This window comes from Pseudomonas sp. BJa3, from assembly GCF_026343815.1.
GTDB classification, from domain to species: domain Bacteria; phylum Pseudomonadota; class Gammaproteobacteria; order Pseudomonadales; family Pseudomonadaceae; genus Aquipseudomonas; species Aquipseudomonas soli.
The window spans coordinates 21,145-38,049 of sequence record NZ_JAOXMC010000008.1; the positions used below are offsets into that span (position 1 = coordinate 21,145).

The 16,905-nt window shown below is 63.7% G+C and carries 15 protein-coding genes; 9 read left to right on the forward strand and 6 right to left on the reverse strand.

From position 1 onward, the window contains the following. Window positions 1-184: 184 nt before the first annotated feature. A complete protein-coding gene (locus tag OH705_RS11455; RefSeq protein WP_267302240.1) occupies window positions 185-2,371 on the forward strand; it encodes an autotransporter outer membrane beta-barrel domain-containing protein in 2,187 nt (728 codons plus the stop codon). Between the two features lie 61 nt (window positions 2,372-2,432). Here the strand turns inward: OH705_RS11455 and OH705_RS11460 are convergent, their stop codons facing one another. Together OH705_RS11460 and OH705_RS11465 are read right to left on the reverse strand one after the other, a co-directional pair. Further along, complete coding sequence (locus OH705_RS11460; protein ID WP_094010190.1) at window positions 2,433-3,482, reverse strand: alkene reductase; 1,050 nt, start codon at window positions 3,480-3,482, stop codon at window positions 2,433-2,435. 24 nt (window positions 3,483-3,506) lie between these two features. Then, entirely contained in the window at window positions 3,507-3,809 is a 303-nt protein-coding gene (locus OH705_RS11465; RefSeq protein WP_023628827.1) for an ArsR/SmtB family transcription factor, read from the reverse strand. A 152-nt stretch (window positions 3,810-3,961) separates the two neighbouring features. On the opposite strand from OH705_RS11465, the gene OH705_RS11470 reads away from it, so the two are divergent. Next, window positions 3,962-4,540 carry an ACP phosphodiesterase gene (locus OH705_RS11470; protein WP_094010189.1) on the forward strand — a complete coding sequence of 193 codons (579 nt, stop codon included), beginning with the start codon at window positions 3,962-3,964 and terminating at the stop codon, window positions 4,538-4,540. A 16-nt stretch (window positions 4,541-4,556) separates the two neighbouring features. On the opposite strand, the gene OH705_RS11475 is transcribed toward OH705_RS11470, so the two are convergent. Together OH705_RS11475 and olsB are read right to left on the reverse strand one after the other, a co-directional pair. Beyond that, entirely contained in the window at window positions 4,557-5,345 is a 789-nt protein-coding gene (locus tag OH705_RS11475; protein ID WP_094010188.1) for a lysophospholipid acyltransferase family protein, read from the reverse strand. Continuing rightward, window positions 5,345-6,100 carry an L-ornithine N(alpha)-acyltransferase gene (gene olsB / locus OH705_RS11480; protein WP_104444460.1) on the reverse strand — a complete coding sequence of 252 codons (756 nt, stop codon included), beginning with the start codon at window positions 6,098-6,100 and terminating at the stop codon, window positions 5,345-5,347. Before olsB ends, OH705_RS11475 begins: the two co-directional genes overlap by 1 nt. Before the next feature lie 133 nt (window positions 6,101-6,233). On the opposite strand from olsB, the gene OH705_RS11485 reads away from it, so the two are divergent. From OH705_RS11485 to OH705_RS11515, 7 genes are all read left to right on the forward strand, one after another. Further along, window positions 6,234-7,121 (forward strand): acyl-CoA dehydrogenase, encoded by an 888-nt coding sequence (locus OH705_RS11485; RefSeq protein ID WP_267302241.1) that lies wholly within the window; start codon window positions 6,234-6,236, stop codon window positions 7,119-7,121. A gap of 145 nt (window positions 7,122-7,266) precedes the next feature. After that, window positions 7,267-8,343: a serine hydrolase domain-containing protein gene (locus tag OH705_RS11490; RefSeq protein ID WP_094010186.1), complete on the forward strand. Its 1,077-nt coding sequence runs from the start codon at window positions 7,267-7,269 to the stop codon at window positions 8,341-8,343. Then, window positions 8,340-8,636, forward strand: a complete 297-nt coding sequence (locus OH705_RS11495; RefSeq protein ID WP_094010185.1) for an amidase — start codon at window positions 8,340-8,342, stop codon at window positions 8,634-8,636. The genes OH705_RS11490 and OH705_RS11495 overlap by 4 nt, the downstream gene beginning before the upstream one ends. Window positions 8,637-8,680: 44 nt before the next feature. After that, window positions 8,681-9,262 (forward strand): YceI family protein, encoded by a 582-nt coding sequence (locus OH705_RS11500; RefSeq protein ID WP_023632820.1) that lies wholly within the window; start codon window positions 8,681-8,683, stop codon window positions 9,260-9,262. A gap of 1 nt (window position 9,263) precedes the next feature. Beyond that, window positions 9,264-10,421: a phospholipase D-like domain-containing protein gene (locus OH705_RS11505; RefSeq protein ID WP_094010184.1), complete on the forward strand. Its 1,158-nt coding sequence runs from the start codon at window positions 9,264-9,266 to the stop codon at window positions 10,419-10,421. Between the two features lie 74 nt (window positions 10,422-10,495). Then, window positions 10,496-11,074, forward strand: a complete 579-nt coding sequence (locus OH705_RS11510; RefSeq protein WP_094010183.1) for a DJ-1/PfpI family protein — start codon at window positions 10,496-10,498, stop codon at window positions 11,072-11,074. Window positions 11,075-11,239: 165 nt separating this feature from the next. Then, window positions 11,240-11,830, forward strand: a complete 591-nt coding sequence (locus tag OH705_RS11515) for a GNAT family acetyltransferase (RefSeq protein WP_267302242.1) — start codon at window positions 11,240-11,242, stop codon at window positions 11,828-11,830. A gap of 35 nt (window positions 11,831-11,865) precedes the next feature. Here the strand turns inward: OH705_RS11515 and OH705_RS11520 are convergent, their stop codons facing one another. Both OH705_RS11520 and OH705_RS11525 read right to left on the reverse strand, forming a co-directional pair. Continuing rightward, entirely contained in the window at window positions 11,866-14,256 is a 2,391-nt protein-coding gene (locus OH705_RS11520; RefSeq protein WP_267302243.1) for an RHS repeat-associated core domain-containing protein, read from the reverse strand. After that, window positions 14,253-16,844: a hypothetical protein gene (locus tag OH705_RS11525; protein ID WP_267302244.1), complete on the reverse strand. Its 2,592-nt coding sequence runs from the start codon at window positions 16,842-16,844 to the stop codon at window positions 14,253-14,255. The genes OH705_RS11520 and OH705_RS11525 overlap by 4 nt, the downstream gene beginning before the upstream one ends. Window positions 16,845-16,905 lie beyond the last annotated feature (61 nt).

The window sequence follows — 16,905 nt, forward strand, 5'->3', positions numbered from 1 at the left end:
ATCAATTGCCACGGCGATGTGCTGGGCCCTGGTAAGAAGGGGCAGTGTTTGCCGATATAAAAACAGGAATTCTCCTACATAGGTTTTTACCTTTTTTGTCGAGACTGCGGCCAATTGGCTACATCCAGGTGGCTGATTTCAACTTTTCGGTAGCACGGGTGAAAAACTGGGACGGGAGAACAACATGAAGGTAAAGCACGCAAGAGTACCCCTGAGCCTCGCCGTCGGCCTGGCGGTGATGGCAAGTACCGGGGCGGTCGAGGCAACGCAGATTATCGACAACCGTTCCGAAGTGGTCAGCGGCCCGGTGGCGGACGACTATATGGTGCGCAACCGCGGGGCCTTGGAAGTCACTGCCACGGGGAGTACGCAGGGCATCGATGTGCGCAGCCGTTCGACTCTCGTCGTCAATGGTGGGGAAGTGGCCGGTAGCGGCACCCAGGTGGGGGTCGCCCTGTCTGACGAGAGCAGTGCGGCCCTGGTCGATGCGACCGTTTCCGGGGGAACCTTCGGCGTGTCGGGCAACACCCAGTCGAGCATGCAGGTGCAAGGCGGCACCATCGTCGGCAACAATGGTGCGTCGTTCACGGGGGGCAGTACCCTGAGCCTGTCCGCTGCGGCCCTTACCGGCAGGACCGGGGTCGGTGCCTTCATGCTAGGCGGCACTCTGAACGCGTCGCAAGGCTCGGTCATTACCGGACAGACCCAGGGGGTGCAATTGCGCCAGGGCACCACGGCCACTGGCGGTAGTGACTCGAGCATGACCCTGGACGGCTCGACCGTCGAAGGCAAGACGGGGAGTGCCATCATTGTGCGCGATTCCGCGGATGGCAACAAAGGCACGGTAAACATCCTCGTGGGCAACAACAGCCGGCTCATCGGCGGCAATGGCAACATCCTCGAGGTCACCCGTGGCATGACCGCCGACTTCACGGCAGACAACAGCCAGTTGTCCGGGGATGTGGTTGTCGACGGCACCAGTACGGCCAATCTGCTGTTTCGCAACGGGGCGTCGCTCAGGGGTAACCTGGTGAACGTGGAGAGCCTGACGCTTGAGAGCGGCGGTCGCTGGGCCATGACCCAGGATGCGCAGGTGGGCAACCTCTCGCTGGACGACGGCACCGTCGATTTCACCGACCGGGATACCACGCCCGGTTTCAAGACGCTGACACTCGACAGCCTCGAGGGTTCGGGCGTGTTCGTGATGGGCATCGACCTGGCCAGCGGCACCGGCGACTTGCTGAAAGTAACTGGCGCGGCAGAGGGCAATCATCAACTGAGCATCGCCAGCACCGGTGTTGACCCGGTGGAAGGGCAGGCGCCACATCGCATAGTCGAGACCGGTGGCGGTGATGCCACGTTTGGCCTGTTGCACGAGATCGATTTCGGCACCTTCCTCTACACCTTGGAAAAAGGCGACGGTGAGGACAACTGGTACCTGAAGCAGAAGCCCGGCAACGTGCTGACCCCGAGTGCTCATGCGGTGTTGGGCATGTTCAGCGCCGCGCCGACCGTGTGGTATGGCGAGCTGTCGTCGCTGCGCAGCCGCATGGGCGAACTGCGCCTGGGCCAGGGCCAGGGCTTGTGGATGCGCAGCTATGGCAACCGCTACAACCTGTCGGCGGGCAGCGCCGTGGCCTACCAGCAGGACCAGAACGGTGTGAGCTTCGGCGCCGACGGCACCTTGCCTGGCTACGATGGCCGTTGGTTGCTCGGGGTGATGGGCGGCTACAGCGAGTCGGGCCTGGATTACAGCCTCGGCTCTTCCGGCAAGATCAAAAGTTACTATGTCGGCGCCTACAGCACCTGGATGGCCGATAGTGGCTACTACATCGACGCCGTGCTCAAGTACAACCGTTTCCGTAACCGCAACGATGTGGTGATGAGCGATGGTCGCAAGACCAAGGGCGAGTATCACAACGAAGGTCTCGGGGCCTCGGTTGAGGTTGGTCGGCACTTCAAGCTGGACGATGGCTGGTATGTCGAGCCGTTCACCCAGCTGTCCGCTTTGTGGGTCGATGGCGACAGCTATACCCTGGACAACGGCCTGCGGGCCGAGAGCGATGGCGCCAACTCGGTGCTTGGCAAGGTCGGTGCGCAGGTCGGGCGCAGCCTGGCGCTGGACAATGGCAGCATCCTGCAACCGTACCTCAAGGTGGCGGCGGCCCACGAGTTCATCAACAGCAACAAGGTCAAGGTCAACAACAACCACTTCACCAACGACCTCTCCGGTACCCGAGGCGAGGTGGCAGTGGGCCTGGTGGCGCAGGTCTCGGAAGTGTTGCAGCTGCATGGCGAGTTCCAGTACAGCAATGGCGAGCATATCGAGCAGCCGTACGGGGTGAACCTGGGCTTGCGCTACAACTTCTGATCGTTCGCAGGTATCCACTTGTAGAAGCGGGCAAGCCCGCTTCTACAAGTCCTGCATTCCCCTACATCCGTGGGTAGTCGATATACCCAACCGGGCCTTTGCCATAGAACGTCTCCGGATGCGGCGCATTGAGCGGTGCATCGGCAGCCAGGCGCGCTGGCAGGTCGGGGTTGGCGATGAACGGAATGCCGAAGGCCACTGCATCGGCTTTACCGCTGGCCAGGGCAGCGTTGGCGCCGGCCTTGTCAAAGCGCTCGTTGACGATGTAGGGGCCGCCGAACGCTGCCTTGATCAGCGGGCCGATGCTGTCGTCAGCCGCTTTTTCCCGCGAGCAGATGAAGGCGATGCCGCGTTTGCCCAGTTCCCGGGCCACATAGCTGAATGTCTCGGCACGGTCAGCGTCGCCCATGTCATGGGCATCGGCCCGTGGCGCCAGGTGCACACCCACACGGCCTGGGCCCCACACCTCGATGGCGGCATCGGTCACTTCCAGCAGCAACCGCGCGCGGTTCTCCAGCGAGCCGCCATAACGGTCGGTGCGCTGGTTGGTGCTGCTCTGCAGGAACTGGTCGAGCAGGTAGCCGTTGGCACCGTGGATCTCCACGCCGTCGAAACCGGCGGCCTTGGCGTTCTCGGCGCCGCTGCGGTAGGCCTCGACGATGTCGGCGATCTCTTCGGTTTCCAGCGCGCGCGGGGTCGGGTAGTCACTGAGCGGGCGCACCAGGCTGACATGGCCCTTGGGCTGGATCGCGCTGGGGGCCACCGGTAGTTCACCGTTGAGGTACGACGGGTGGGAGATGCGCCCGACGTGCCACAGTTGCAGGAAGATGCGCCCGCCCGCGCCGTGGATGGCCTTGGTCACGTTGTGCCAGCCACGTACCTGCTGGTCGTTCCAGATCCCGGGGGTATCCGGATAGCCGACGCCCATTGGCGTGACCGAGGTTGCTTCGCTGAGAATCAGGCCGGCGCTGGCGCGCTGCACGTAGTATTCGGCCATCAGCGCATTGGGCACGCGGCCTTCGTCGGCGCGGCAACGGGTCAGCGGGGCCATGATGATGCGATTGGGCAGTTCCAGGTCGCCCAGGGTGATCGGGTCGAACAACGTAGTCATGTGCGAAGCCTCGCTTGGATCAGGTCAGAGCTCTTGGCTCATTTGCTCGAGGAACGCCTTGATGGTCGCCTCGTTGCGTTTGAAGAAATGCCATTGGCCGATCTTCTGGCTGCTGATCAGGCCGGCGCGCTGCAGGGTGGCCAGGTGAGCGGACACGGTCGACTGCGACAGGCCGCAGCGCTGGTCGATCTGCCCGGCACACACACCGTGTTCGGTGCTGTGGTGCTGCTCGGGGAACTGCGCGGCCGGGTCTTTCAGCCAGTTGAGGATGTCTCGCCGGACCGGGTGGGCCAGGGCTTTTATTATTTCGTCGAGATCGAGGGGCATGGTTGGGCTCGTGGCGTGTAGCGGTATATCGCGATGGGGCGAAATATAAATCGCTGCATCGCGATATACAAATATGAAGTGGTCATAAGGCAAGTCTTGATAGCTATATCGTCTTGTGACGATATAGTCGCCAGCGGTGCTAGACTGGCGCCATGAATTATCTCGCGCACCTTCATCTGGGCGGCCCCGCGCCGCAGCAACTGCTTGGCAGCCTGTATGGCGATTTCGTCAAAGGCGAGCTCGCCGGGCGCTTCCCGCCTGTGCTGGAGGCTTCTATTCGGCTGCACCGGCACATTGATCGCTACACCGACAGCCACCCACTGGTGCTGGCGGCGCTAGCGCGTTTCCCGCGCGAGCGGCGGCGGTTCGCCGGGATCGTCGTGGATGTGTTCTTCGACCACTGTCTGGCGCGGCACTGGGCGGCGTATGCCGAACAGCCGCTGGCGCAATTCACCGATGATTTCTACAAGGTATTGCTCGCCGAGCCGGAGTTGCCGGGGCGGTTGGCGCGCATCGCGCCGGTGATGGCGGCCGACGACTGGCTGGGAGCGTATGGCGATTTCGCCACCCTGGAGCAGGTGTTTGCCGGGATTGCCCGGCGCCTGTCACGACCTGAGGGGATAGCTGGGGTGATGGTGGAACTGGAGCGGTTGTACGAGCCGTTGCTGGCGGACTTTCGCGAGTTCTATCCGCAGTTGCAGGCATTTGCCCGGGGACAGCAATCGGCTTGAGTCGGCAATCGCGGACTCAGGCTGCCCGAGCCTGTCGCCTCGGTGCGACCTCGACGTTCTCGGCGCCGAAAAGCGCCAGATGGACCGCCTGTTGCGCTTCGAAAGCCAGTACCGCGCGTTCCTTGCCCGCGCTGCCGATTGGCGGCAACAGGTGGATCAGCACTTGTCCGCGGTCCTGTGCGAACAGCCGCATCAAATGGGAAACCAGGTCGTCCTCGCCAATGAACGGCGCGATCGGATCGGTCTGGCCTGCGCGCAGGTACTGGATTGCCACCGGCTGTACTGGCGTGTTCTGGTCGATTGCTCCGGCCAGCAGGCGCCCATGGAAGGTGCGCAGGCTGCGACCGTCCGTGGTGGTGCCTTCGGGGAATATCAATAGAGGGCGTTGCTCGCCCAGTTGTTCGCTGATCTGCTCGCGCAGGCGCTGGGCATCGCCGCCTCCGCGACGAATGAACAGGGTCCCGGCCTTCTCGGCCAGCCAGCCGGCCAGCGGCCAGTGGCGCACCTCGGCCTTGGACAGGAACGACAGCGGGGTGAGCATGCCGAGCAGTGGGATGTCGGTCCACGACACATGGTTGCAGACCCACAGCATCGGCTGTTGCGGCAGCTCGCCCCTGACCTGCACTTCGAAGGGCAGGGCGGCGACCAGGCGCCCCATGAACATCCGTGTCCAGCGTTGGCGCTGTTCTATCGAGGCGCTCAGCCCCAGACGCTCGCCCAGGGCGATGACACTGGCCATGGCCAGCCCCAGGGCCAGTACCAGGAACAGCCGCAGCAGGCGGGCAGCGGCCCGTATGCGCGGCATCAGACCGCCGCCTTGAAGTGACGGGCATAGCGTGGGCAGAGGTCGTCGCGCTTGAGCAGGATGAACACGTCGGCGACCTGGAAGTCCTCGTCCCAGCACGGCTCGCCGCAGATCTTCGCGCCCAGGCGCATGTAGGCCTTGAGCAGCGGCGGCATTTCGGCGATGACGTTGTTCGGCAGCGGCAGGCTGGGCAGCGGGTTCTTCGGTTCGGCACGCAGGTGCTCGGTGCACAGGTAGCGTTCGCGCAGGCGCTGCATGATCGCATGGGCCTGCACGCCGCCGTCCTGCATGGGGATGCTGGCACAGCCCATCAGGTAGCTGTAGCGGCCCTCATTGAGCTCCTCGGCCAATTCGCTCCAGAGCACGGCGATGGTGCCGCCGTTGCGGTATGCCGGGTCGACGCAGGTACGGCCCAGTTCGAGGATCGGGCCCTGCAACTGCAACAGGCCGTGCAGGCTGAACTCCTCTTCGCTATAGAAGCGGCCGAGGCTGCTGGCGGCCTGGTGATCGAGCAGGCGGGTGGTGGCGACCAGTTGACCGGTGGCCAGGTCGCGCACGCCGATGTGGCGGCAGTGGATGTCGTAGTCGTCCATGTCCAGGCCGTGTTCGGCGCCCTTGAGCTTGGCCTTGAATTCGGCGCTGAACACCTTGAAACGCAGGGCCTGTGCTTCCTGCAGGGCCGCGGCGCCGACCAGGCGTTCGGCTTGCAGACGGCGTTCAGTGCTGGTGTCGCCAGAGCGAGCGATCCGGGTCATCGTGAGTCTCCATAAGCCAGCCAAAGGGTTGCGGCCGGTCGGCTTTGTTGTGCAAAGTCAGCCTAGGTACGCCCGGTGTCACCCCCGTGAATCTTTGGTGATGCTTGCGTGACACCCCTGAAAGGAGCTTGCGATGGCCTGGTTGCAACGACTCAACGACCCCTTGCGCCACCCGCTGGCGGCGACCCTCGGTGAAACCTATGCGGCGGTGCTCGAGCGCCTGGGCACGGTGGCGCCGTTCGAGCTGGCGGTGCTGGGTGGGCGGGCCATGGCCACTCCCGGGCTGGCGTTCCTGCTCGGCTACCAGGCGGCGCTGCGGGTCCTATGGCCCAGCGCTCCGGCCAGCCTGGGCGCGTTGTGTGCCACCGAGCGGCGCAGCGTGCGCCCGGCGGACATGTACACCCGGCTGGACGGCCTGCGCCTGACCGGCAACAAGGACTTCGTCACCGCTGGGCTGGACGCCGAATGGCTGCTGGTGGCCGCTCGTCACGAAGGCGCGGGCGAGGCGCCGCGCTTGCAACTGGCGGTGGTCTATCCGGGCGAGCCGGGGGTCAGGCTCGAAGCCTTGCCGACACTGCCGTTGATGCCCGAAGTGGGGCATGGCCGCCTGCAGCTCAAGGATGCCGCGTGCGAGTTGCTGGCCGGTGATGGCTGGGATGCCTACGTCAAGCCGTTCCGCTCTCTCGAGGACCTGTATGTGCTCGCCGCGCTTGTGGCCTGGCTGCATGGCGTAGCCCAGGAGTGCGCCTGGCCGCAGGCCCTGCGCCTGAAGCTGATCGGCCTGCTCGCCGGGTGCGCCGAGGGCAGTCGGCAATGCCCGGACAGTGTGGCCTGCCATTTGCTGCTGGGAGGCCTGTTTGCTCAGTTCCACGATTTGCGAGGCGAGATCGACCAGGCGTTGGCCGCAGGGCCGGAGCACTGGGCGCAGTTGTGGCAACGCGACCAGGGCCTGCTGGCGCTGGCCGGCGCCGCCCGTGACAAGCGCCTGGCCAAGGCCTGGAGTGCCGCCGGACTGTCATGAAAGCCTGAGAGGCTGTGGGCACCTTTGAACCTGGGCCACTGTGCGCCCCATCGCGGCTGAAGCGGCTCCTACAGGCCATGCGCAACCTTTGTAGGAGCGGCTTCAGCCGCGATGGGCTGCAAAGCAGCCCCTTGCAGGACTCTCCATGAAGGCAGTGATGCTTGCCCTGGCCATGACCACAGCCCCGGCCTTGGCCGAAGACTGGCCCTCGGCGCAGTGGCCAGTCGATAACGCCGTTATCAACTGGCAAACCGTAGACACCTACGCCTTCGCGCCACACGATACCGAGCGCGGCGGCATTCGCACCGATGCGCTGTTGATCATCCGCGATGGCCGCATTCTGCATGAGCGCTACGCCGAGCCAACCCGTGTCGACACTGCGCACCTGACCTGGTCGGTGAGCAAGAGCGTGCTGGCCACGGTCATGGGCGTTGCCTACGGCGAAAGGCGCTTCCAGCTCGACGATCCGGCTTTGCGCTATTACCCGGCCTTGCAGGCGCACCCAACGTTGCGCCTGGCCGACCTGCTGCATTGGGCCAGTGGCCTGGCCTGGCAGGAAGATTACGAATACGCGCCGTTGAAGTCGTCGGTGGTGGCCATGCTCTACACCCGTGGCCGCACCGACATGGCCGCCTACACAGCGGCCAGGCCTGCCGCCAGTGCGCCCGGCACGCAGTTCGTCTACTCCAGCGGCGACAGCAACCTGCTGGCCGCGAGCCTGCGCGCCATGCTCGCGCCTGAGCGCTATGCCGACTATCCCTGGCAAGCCCTGTTCATGCCGCTGGGGATCGACAGCGCTGTCTGGGAGCGCGATGGCGCGGGCACTTATGTGGGCTCCTCGTACCTCTATCTCAGTGCTCGCGATCTGGCGCGCATCGGCCTGCTGATGCAGCGTGACGGGCGCTGGCGCGAGCAACAGTTGCTGCCGGCCGAGTGGGTGGCGTTCAACCGCACCTTGTTCAGCGCCGCGCAGCCTGTGCCGGGCGAGGCCAACCCCGGCGGGCACTGGTGGCTCAACCAGCCATTGCCCGGCCAGCCAGTGCCGTGGCCGGATGCGCCGAGCAATACGTTCGCCGCACTCGGCCACTGGGGTCAGGCGCTCTATGTACTACCCACGCAAAAGCTGGTGATCGTGCGCTACGCCGATGACCGCGATGGCAGCTTCAGCCACAACGAACTGCTCAAGCGGGTGCTGGACGCCGTGGCCGGGGAGGGCGCATGAAGCGGGTGGTGCTCCTGCTGTTATTGGCCGTGTCTGCCTGGGCCTGGCACGAGCGCCAGGCGTTGGCGGACTTCCCGGGCATCCTTTCGGCCTACTCGGCGAAAGAGTACTGCTCGTGCCGGTTCGTGATGGGTTTCCCTGAGGCCTATTGCCGGGGCTATGTGCGCCAGTACCTGCCCTTGGGCCTGCTGAAAGAGGACAGCCCCCGGCGCCTGGTCACCGCCGAGGGCCTTGGCCGGCGCAACCAGGCGGCCTGGCAGGGTCACCGCGAAGGCTGCCGCTTGCTGCCGTGAAACCGTGCGGGTAAGGTTGACGGCCTTGATTCACAGGATTTCACATGTTCAAGCCGTCCCGTCTGCTGCCCGCCCTCCTGCTCGCCCTGTGCCTGCCCGCCCATGCCAACTGGCACCTGGATGGCGAATCCTCGCGCCTGTCCTTCGTCACCGGCAAGAATGGCAATATCGCCGAGGTCAACCGTTTCCTGGTGCTGCATGGCAAGGTCGACCGCAAGGGCGCGGCTGAGGTCAGCATCGAGATGGACTCGATCAGCAGCGGCATCCCGCTGCGTGACGAGCGCATGCGTGACGGCCTGTTCGCCTTCGAACAGTTCCCCGAGGCCACGGTGCAGGCACAGATCGACCTGCGCCCGATCAACGACCTCGCCAACGGCGCGCAACTGGAGCTGCGCTTGCCGGTGAGCGTGACCCTGCATGGCCAGACCCGCAGCTACAACACCCTGCTGCTGGCCACGCGCCTGGACGAACGGCGTTTCCAGGTGGTGACCCTGGAGCCGCTGATCCTGCGTGCCTCGGAGTTCGGTCTCCTGCCGGGCCTGGAGAACCTGCGCAAGCTGGCCGGGCTCAAGTCGATCAACCCCTCGGTGCCGGTGAGCGCGGTGCTGATCTTCACCGCCCGCTGACATGCCGGGGCCGGTCTTCCCGTGGCGGGATGGCAACCAGTTCGAACTGCTGATCGACGGCCCCGAGTTCTTCCCGCGCATGCTTCTGGCGATCGTGCGTGCCGAGTATCAGGTCGACCTGGAGCTTTATCTGGTCGAGGCCGGGGCGTGCGCCGAGGCGGTGGTCGAGGTCCTGGAACAGGCCGCGCGGCGTGGCGTGCGGGTGCGTTGCCTGTTCGACGACTATGGCTCGCTGGCCTTTACCTCCGTCTTGCGTGAGCGCCTGCTGGCGGCGGGTGTCCAGCTGCGCTGGTACAACCGCCTGCGCTGGCGCCGGGGCCTGCGCAATCTCTATCGCGATCATCGCAAGCTGTTGCTGGTGGACGAGCGCTGGGCGGTGGTCGGCGGTACCGGGGTCACCGACGAGTTCTGGACACCCGAAGCCGACACCAGCGAGTGGCACGAAGTGATGGTGCGCATGGAGGGGCCGATCGTCACCGACTGGCAACTGTTGTTCGACCGCCAGTGGCACGCCAACCAGCGCCGCACCGCCTGGCGCCCGCCCGAGGGCTTCGGACTGCCGCGCCTGCCCCAGGTGCCGGCGCAGGGCCAGGGCATGGGCCGGGTGGCCTATGCCGACGCCCGCCAGCACAAGGACATCCTGCATGCGCTGGTGCGCGCCCTGAACAGCGGCCAGCGGCGCATCTGGCTGGCCACGCCGTACTTCCTGCCGACCTTCAGCGTGCGGCGCTCGCTGCGGCGTGCCGCGCAGAAGGGCATCGACGTGCGCCTGCTGCTCACCGGCCCGCGCACCGACCACCCGGCGGTGCGCTATGCCGGACATCGCTATTACCCAAGGCTGCTGCGCGCCGGGGTGCGGATCTTCGAATACCAGCCATGCTTCCTGCACCTGAAGATGGTGCTGGTGGACGACTGGGTCAGTGTCGGCTCGTGCAACTTCGATCACTGGAACCTGCGCTTCAACCTCGAGGCCAATGTCGAGGCCATCGACCCGCCACTGAGCGCGGCCGTGGCCGCCAGCTTCGAGCGCGATTTCGCCCAGAGCCTGGAAGTCGACCTCGCGCGCTGGCACGCCCGGCCACTGTGGCGTCGTGTGCAACAACGCCTATGGGGCTGGCTGGACCGGCTGGTGGCCAACCTGCTCGACCGCCGCGACTAGTCGCACGTATCGCGGTCGGGCAAAGCGGACTATCTTGCTGGGACTGTTCCCAGACTACCGAAGGAGTGGATACGATGACGGCGAAGAAGATTCTCATGCTGGTGGGCGATTACGTCGAAGACTACGAGGCGATGGTGCCGTTCCAGGCCTTGCTCATGGTCGGCCACACCGTGCATGCGGTCTGCCCGGAGAAGGTTGCGGGGCAGACGGTGCGCACGGCGATTCACGATTTCGAAGGCGAGCAGACCTACAGCGAGAAACCCGGGCATAACTTTGCGTTGAACTACGACTTCGTCCAGGTGCGGGCAGAGAGCTATGACGCGTTGCTGATCCCCGGTGGGCGCGCACCAGAATACCTGCGCCTGAACGACAAGGTGCTGGAACTGGTCAGGGCGTTCGATCATGCGGGCAAGCCTATCGCCGCGGTGTGTCATGGCGCGCAGTTGCTGGCTGCGGCCGGGGTACTGGAAGGGCGCGAGTGCAGTGCCTACCCGGCGTGCGCCCCCGAAGTGCGTCTGGCGGGTGGACAGTTCATCGATATCGCGATGGACCAGGTTCATGTGGACGGCAACCTGGTGACAGCGCCGGCCTGGCCTGCTCATCCGGCGTGGCTTGCGGCGTTTCTCAAGGTGCTTGGGACGCGCATTCAGTAAGGGCGTCAGCATCAATGCGGGCGCGTTCAGGGGGGGGCGGTAGCGGTCATGGAGAAATACCTGTCGTGCCGGGACAAGGGCAAGTTGCGACGCCGATGGTAGGGTTTCCCCTCAGGCCGGCTTGCCCGAGCGCGTTATCCACCGCGACCAGACGACTGCTTCTCCATGGAAATACGCCTGCTGCATGGCGCGGCGATTGCGCCTTACATCGATGAGCTTGCACGCTTGCGCCTGACGGTGTTGCGCGAGTATCCCTACCTCTATGAGGGGGCGCTGGAGCATGAGGCTAATCACTTGGCTACCTACGCCGACTCTGGCCGTAGCCTGATGGTGCTGGCGTTGGACGGCGGCCGAGTGGTAGGGGCCTCCACAGGCCTGCCGCTGATAGATGAAGCGCCTCGCTTCCAGCAACCGTTCCTCGCCCAGGGGCGTGATCCGACGTCGGTCTACTACTTCGGTGGCTCGGTGTTGCTACCTGCTTATCGCAATCAGGGCCTGGGCGTACGCTTTTTCATCGAGCGCGAATCCTACGCACATAAGTTGGCGGAGTTCGATTACTGCACGTTCTGCGTCGTCGAGCGCCCAGGCATACACCCGCTGCGGCCTGCCAGTTACAAACCATTGCACGGTTTCTGGCGTAACCGCGGCTTCCTGCAGGACCCTTCATTACGCACCCGTCATGCCTGGTGCGATCTGGACGAGCAGGAAAGCAGCAACAAGATCATGTCGTTCTGGCTCAAGGCGCTACCGATATGATATGCCTGGCGGGGTGTCTACCGGCATGAACCTCATTATGGGAAGTACATTCGTCCGGTTGCCGGTTCCAGGGTACTGTCGAAATCGAACGGACCTTTGGCACCGAACAATCGACGGTATCTGGAGATCTTCTGCATGGGCACTGTGGACCAGAGATTGCCGACGTCCAGCCTGTCCATGCGGCTTACACCTGGGACGTAAGTGATCTTGTCGGTACCATAAACCGGGCGTTGCAGCACATCGGCGATTCGTTGCGCCGCGCCGCTTTTTCCGCCCCAGCAGGCGAGCAGGACGATGGGCTCGCCTGCTGGGGCGTTGGCCACCCGCGGGGCTATCTCGCGCAGCGCGATGCGTGCTGCGTCTTCGTATTGGCCAGCCGCGTTCATCAAGACACCGTCCTTGCCCCCATGTGTTTCAAAAGCTTTTATCCCTCTGCCCCACGCATCGTCGTACCAGACGACCTCTGCTCGGTTGGTTCTGGGGTTTCTGAACATGACGTCAATGGGATGCTGAGGATTCTTGGGGGCGTGAACCGCAGGCTTTCTCAGTGCATTGCTGCGCTTGAGGGTGCTGACGCTTTTTCCAGCCATCCGTGTCAAGCCCCCCGTGGCAATACTGGATAACCCTGTGCCTAACGATATCCAGCCGAGCACATTGGCGGCTTGCTCATTCTTGCCTTGCACTTGCATCGCCATGGCTGCCGCTCCCGTGCCCAGGGACACGATGTTGAGTGTCGCCGTCGCCACGGCCAGTGCACCGCTGGCACTGAGAATACCGCCCGCGGCCAGCGCGGCGCCGGCGGCGCCAAAGCTGGCGACCGTGGCCAGGGCTCCGACCGCCAGACCAATGCCGGCTATTACCCAGGTCTGCCAGCTGTGCCCATCTGGGTCGATGCGGTTGACCGGGTCGCCGCCACAATAGGTATAGGCATTGATACCGCCATGACCGAACGGGCTTTCGCTGTCGGGCGCGAGGAAACACATCAGCAATGGGTCGTAGGGCCGATAGCCTGCGGCGATGTACCAGCCGGTCAGGGGTTCACGGCGTTCCCCTGCATATCCGAATGGCTGTTGCTGGTCGTTGCCCTGTTCGCTGCCGTGAGGGCTGTATTGCAGCATGCGCACCTGGTCACCGGCGTTGAGGCGCACCGAGCCTTGGCCGTCGCAGCCTAGCAAAGTGGTCTGGCGTACACCTTCGGTGATCGCGCTCACGGCGAACAGCGTGCTGCCGTCGCCAATCACCTCAAGCGTGGTGTTCCCCCGGTGCTCATGGGTCAGTTGCCTGCCGCTGAAGAAGCTGCGGTTGAGCGAGCCATTGAGCGTTCGGTCGCGCAGCTGGCCATTCGGGGTGTAGCGGTACTCGCATGTCTTGCCCTCATGTTCGACGCGTTGCAGACGTTCGTGGGCGTCCCACGTTAGTTTGCGACCCAGGCTGTCTGCGATGACGCGCCCGTGGGCATCGTAGGTAAGCTCGATCCGCGCCGGCCAGCTGGAATGGCTATGATCGATCGCCACGATCCGGCAAGGGTCAGCGGCTGCGTAGTGGAACTGGGCGATATCTTCGCTGCCGTCGTTGAAACGACTGATGACCTGTCGATAGCCGTCGAGTTCATTGAAGACAAACCGTTGCTCGACGATGGCGTTGCCGAACGGGTCCCTCGGTGCAGCATTGGTGTTCGCGGTATAGCGCACCATGCGGCCTCGCGAATCGTAGGCGAAGCGTTCGTCTGCCTCTTGCTGGCCGTACTTGCCAGTACGTCGGATGAGCTGATCGAGCGCGTTGTAGCCGAGGGTTTGGGTGAAGGTTCGAGTTGCACCGTTTTCGGTCAAGCTGAAGGTGTTGCTGGCTTCTCGCCCCATGGCATCGTAGCTCAGTTGCCTGACCAGCACGCGGGCATCCTGATCCTGCGTGGTGGCTTGAGCGACGCGCGACAGTGCATCATAGGAAATGCGCGTACTGACCTTGCCTGTGATGATTTGCGCGAGCCTGCCGACGGCATCGTAATGGCGTTGTTGTTCGGTGCCGTTGGCGCCCACGAAACCCAGTGGCTTGCCACCTAGCGATGTGCGCCAATGGGTAATGTGCTCGGCGCCATCGATGACCCAGGACTCCTGCTGCGGCAAGCCGGCGGGGGAGAAGCTCCACTTCAGCGTCCCCAGGGCACCACTGGCCTCGGTGGGCTGACCCAGGCAAGGGTGATAGTGCAGTTGTTCGCTGTGGCCGCCCTCGGTACTGGACGAAAGCAGTACGTCATTCAGTTGTGGTTCGTAGGCGAAGTCCACGCGTCGACCATCGGCAAGCGTATTGGCGCAGGGAGGCAACTGGCCCGGGCGGTAGTGGTAGAGGGTGGTGCGCCCGGCCACCTCTACCGCACGCTGGCGGCCCAGGCCGTCGAAAGTCTGCCGGCCCAAGGTAATGGCATTCATGCTTGTTCCTCCTGCGCAGGGGCGGTGGTGGTAATCAATTCGGGGTGCTGTCCATCGCTGTGGGGCGCGAAGTGCCAGGCGAGGGTTGTGCCATCTTCCAAGACCTTTTCGATGACCCGCGAATAGTGGTCATATCGGTAGCGGGTAACGGTAGTGGACATGTTCGGTACGCTGAGCCGCTCTTCGACCACCCTGTCCAGGCCATCGCGCACCCACTTCAAGGTGCGGGCAAGATTGTTGTTGCAATCGTAGTGCTGCTGTTCGATGGGGCTCCCCGCAAGGTTTTTCAGGGTCACGGTCCGAGGGCTGCAGAGTCCGCCCGCAGCTTGCCATTGTTCGCAGCGACGGGTGATTGGGTCATGGAGCGTGTGTGCATGTATGCCGTGGGCGTCAATGGTCAGGGCGGTCTGCCCCCAGTCGTCGAAGGCAATGATGGTAGTCAGGGACAGCGGGCCAGGAGAGTCCTTTGACAACCAGTCCTGGGTCGTCCGGCGTATCTGCCGGCCCAGGGCATCGAATTGGCAATGCATGATTTCAAGGAAGCGGCCGGGCTCGTTGTCCAGGTCTTCCAATTCGATACGCCGGGTACGTCCATCGCCGTCGAGCCACAGACGCTGGCGTTGGCCGGTAACCTCCACCAGCTCGATCATCATTGGCGGCAGGACGCTGGAGCCTTGCAGGTTCACCGCCAGTGCGTCGCCCAGGTGGTAACGCACCAGGCGCTGTGTCTGGTACGGGCTATCGGCTGAGTTGAGTGTTCGGACGATACGGCCAATCTGGTCATACTCGTAGCGGGTGAGCGCCCCGCTTTCGCTACGTTCCCAAGTGGTCTGGCCTGTGAGCAGTGACTGCGCGCTGTCGTGGGTCGAGCGGTTCACGTCGTCGTTCTCGAAGCCGATCACCGTGGTCCGCAAGAGCAGTTCGCCGTTTGCCTGCCCATAGTGGTATTCGGTAGCGGTTGACTTGTCGTTGAGGGTCGTGACGCTTCGCTGGATTCGCCCGTAACAGGTATGAGGTTGATGGAAATAGGTGTGGCGGGTCTCCTCCAGCGTGCGGCTGTCCAACTCGTCAAGGAACTGTTCACGCTCGACCACGATATGCGCAGGGGCATCGACCACCCGTGAAGGAAGTGGCGCATAGGTGTACGTGCTGCTCAACACCGGAGCTGAGCCATCAGCTTTGGCTGGCCGAATAGTTTTCTTGCGCACAAAGCGCACCATCCCCAGGGGATCCGCTGGGCAACCTTCTCCCCCTTCGGCGGGATAGTAGCAATTGATTTCACAGATCCCGGTTGGGTAGTCGACCTGGGTGATGTTGCCGTAGTTATCGTACTGATAAAGCGTCGTTTCGGTGCGAATGGCCCCAGGGCGGCGATGGTCCGTGTAAGTGGTCGAGACCTGATGGGGGAGCTGGCAGGTACTGGATTGCTCCTCCCAGGTTTTGCCAGGATCGATACCATAGCGGGTATGCGTGCTGATCTCGCAATCGCCTCGTCTCGAGCTTTCCAGGAGGGGCAGATGAAAGCGGTTCCAGGTGCGGGTGATGGTATCCAGGGGCGTGCCCTGCGCATCGCTGACCGTTTCGACCACTTCGTACTGGTAGTCGCTTTCGACCTGGTAGAGGTTGTCCCGTCCGTGCTCCCAGGAAAACGCCTGGGCGCTGCCGAAGCCAAGGAAATTGGCCGTGCCGACCCATCGGTAGTGGTGCATCCGTTCGGTGTCGGGGGTGCCGGCGCTGTGGGTCCATGATTCGACCCGCGGCAGGTGGGAAAACGGTGCGTTGGCCGGCAACTGATGGCCGTCGGCCCCGGTCGCCCACTTGACGATGTCATGGGCACCCAGCGGGCTGTCCACGGTGGTGGGCAGCAGCAGGCGAGCGCCATTGTCCAGGAGCAGGTCGTCGTACTCGATTACGAAGGGACGCTGGATGCCAGGCACGTGGATTTCGCTGAGTCGGTCATTGCTCAGCGCCAGGCGCAACTTGAGCGCTTGTGAGGTATCCGGGTTGACGATGAGATGGACTTCATCCTCCAGCTGATCCACATTCAGCAGCGCGCGCTGTTCATCACGGATCCGCTGGAGAATGAAATGGTCGTCATTGCCGTAGGGGGCCCAGTCGATGAACAGGCGATGGCCCTCCGGGGAGTGCATTTCCTCAACCAGATAGCGCCCACTGTCTTCCTGCTCACGCAGGATTTCGCACTCTCCGGACTTCTTGTCTACCCGGAAATCGCCGTTGTGTTGTGGAGTGACCCGCAGCGTCGGGAGTTTTTGATCGGTGAAGGTCAACGGCGTGTCGGGTGCGAATGTGGAAGCATCCTGATCAATGGCGTACTGCTCGCCGGAGGCGAGCCTCAGGGTGTTCCGGTCGAGCTCGGACAGCCCAATGGTCCAACCTAGTCCGTAGCCTTTGTTGATACTTGAACCCAGCACGCTGAAGGCCAGGGTGACCGAGAGCGCCGGTCCACTCAGCTGGTTGGCGGGAGGGAGCGGCAGGGAGACCGCGAGGGTGAACTGGCCGGTACGGTTGTCCACGCCGGTTTTCATGAAGCCCAGAAAATTACTGGCTTGGGTATGTATCGAAGACATCAGGTGTTTCCTGGCGCAGGGGAGAGATCGGTACCCTTTCGATGGACACCGATTTTCTGGG

Coding starts and splice junctions, on each gene's coding strand:
- OH705_RS11455 (WP_267302240.1), top strand. CDS start 185: ATGAAGGTAAAGCACGCAAGAGTACCCCTGAGCCTCGCCGTCGGCCTG.
- OH705_RS11460 (WP_094010190.1), bottom strand. CDS start 3,482: ATGACTACGTTGTTCGACCCGATCACCCTGGGCGACCTGGAACTGCCC.
- OH705_RS11465 (WP_023628827.1), bottom strand. CDS start 3,809: ATGCCCCTCGATCTCGACGAAATAATAAAAGCCCTGGCCCACCCGGTC.
- OH705_RS11470 (WP_094010189.1), top strand. CDS start 3,962: ATGAATTATCTCGCGCACCTTCATCTGGGCGGCCCCGCGCCGCAGCAA.
- OH705_RS11475 (WP_094010188.1), bottom strand. CDS start 5,345: ATGCCGCGCATACGGGCCGCTGCCCGCCTGCTGCGGCTGTTCCTGGTA.
- olsB (WP_104444460.1), bottom strand. CDS start 6,100: ATGACCCGGATCGCTCGCTCTGGCGACACCAGCACTGAACGCCGTCTG.
- OH705_RS11485 (WP_267302241.1), top strand. CDS start 6,234: ATGGCCTGGTTGCAACGACTCAACGACCCCTTGCGCCACCCGCTGGCG.
- OH705_RS11490 (WP_094010186.1), top strand. CDS start 7,267: ATGAAGGCAGTGATGCTTGCCCTGGCCATGACCACAGCCCCGGCCTTG.
- OH705_RS11495 (WP_094010185.1), top strand. CDS start 8,340: ATGAAGCGGGTGGTGCTCCTGCTGTTATTGGCCGTGTCTGCCTGGGCC.
- OH705_RS11500 (WP_023632820.1), top strand. CDS start 8,681: ATGTTCAAGCCGTCCCGTCTGCTGCCCGCCCTCCTGCTCGCCCTGTGC.
- OH705_RS11505 (WP_094010184.1), top strand. CDS start 9,264: ATGCCGGGGCCGGTCTTCCCGTGGCGGGATGGCAACCAGTTCGAACTG.
- OH705_RS11510 (WP_094010183.1), top strand. CDS start 10,496: ATGACGGCGAAGAAGATTCTCATGCTGGTGGGCGATTACGTCGAAGAC.
- OH705_RS11515 (WP_267302242.1), top strand. CDS start 11,240: ATGGAAATACGCCTGCTGCATGGCGCGGCGATTGCGCCTTACATCGAT.
- OH705_RS11520 (WP_267302243.1), bottom strand. CDS start 14,256: ATGAATGCCATTACCTTGGGCCGGCAGACTTTCGACGGCCTGGGCCGC.
- OH705_RS11525 (WP_267302244.1), bottom strand. CDS start 16,844: ATGTCTTCGATACATACCCAAGCCAGTAATTTTCTGGGCTTCATGAAA.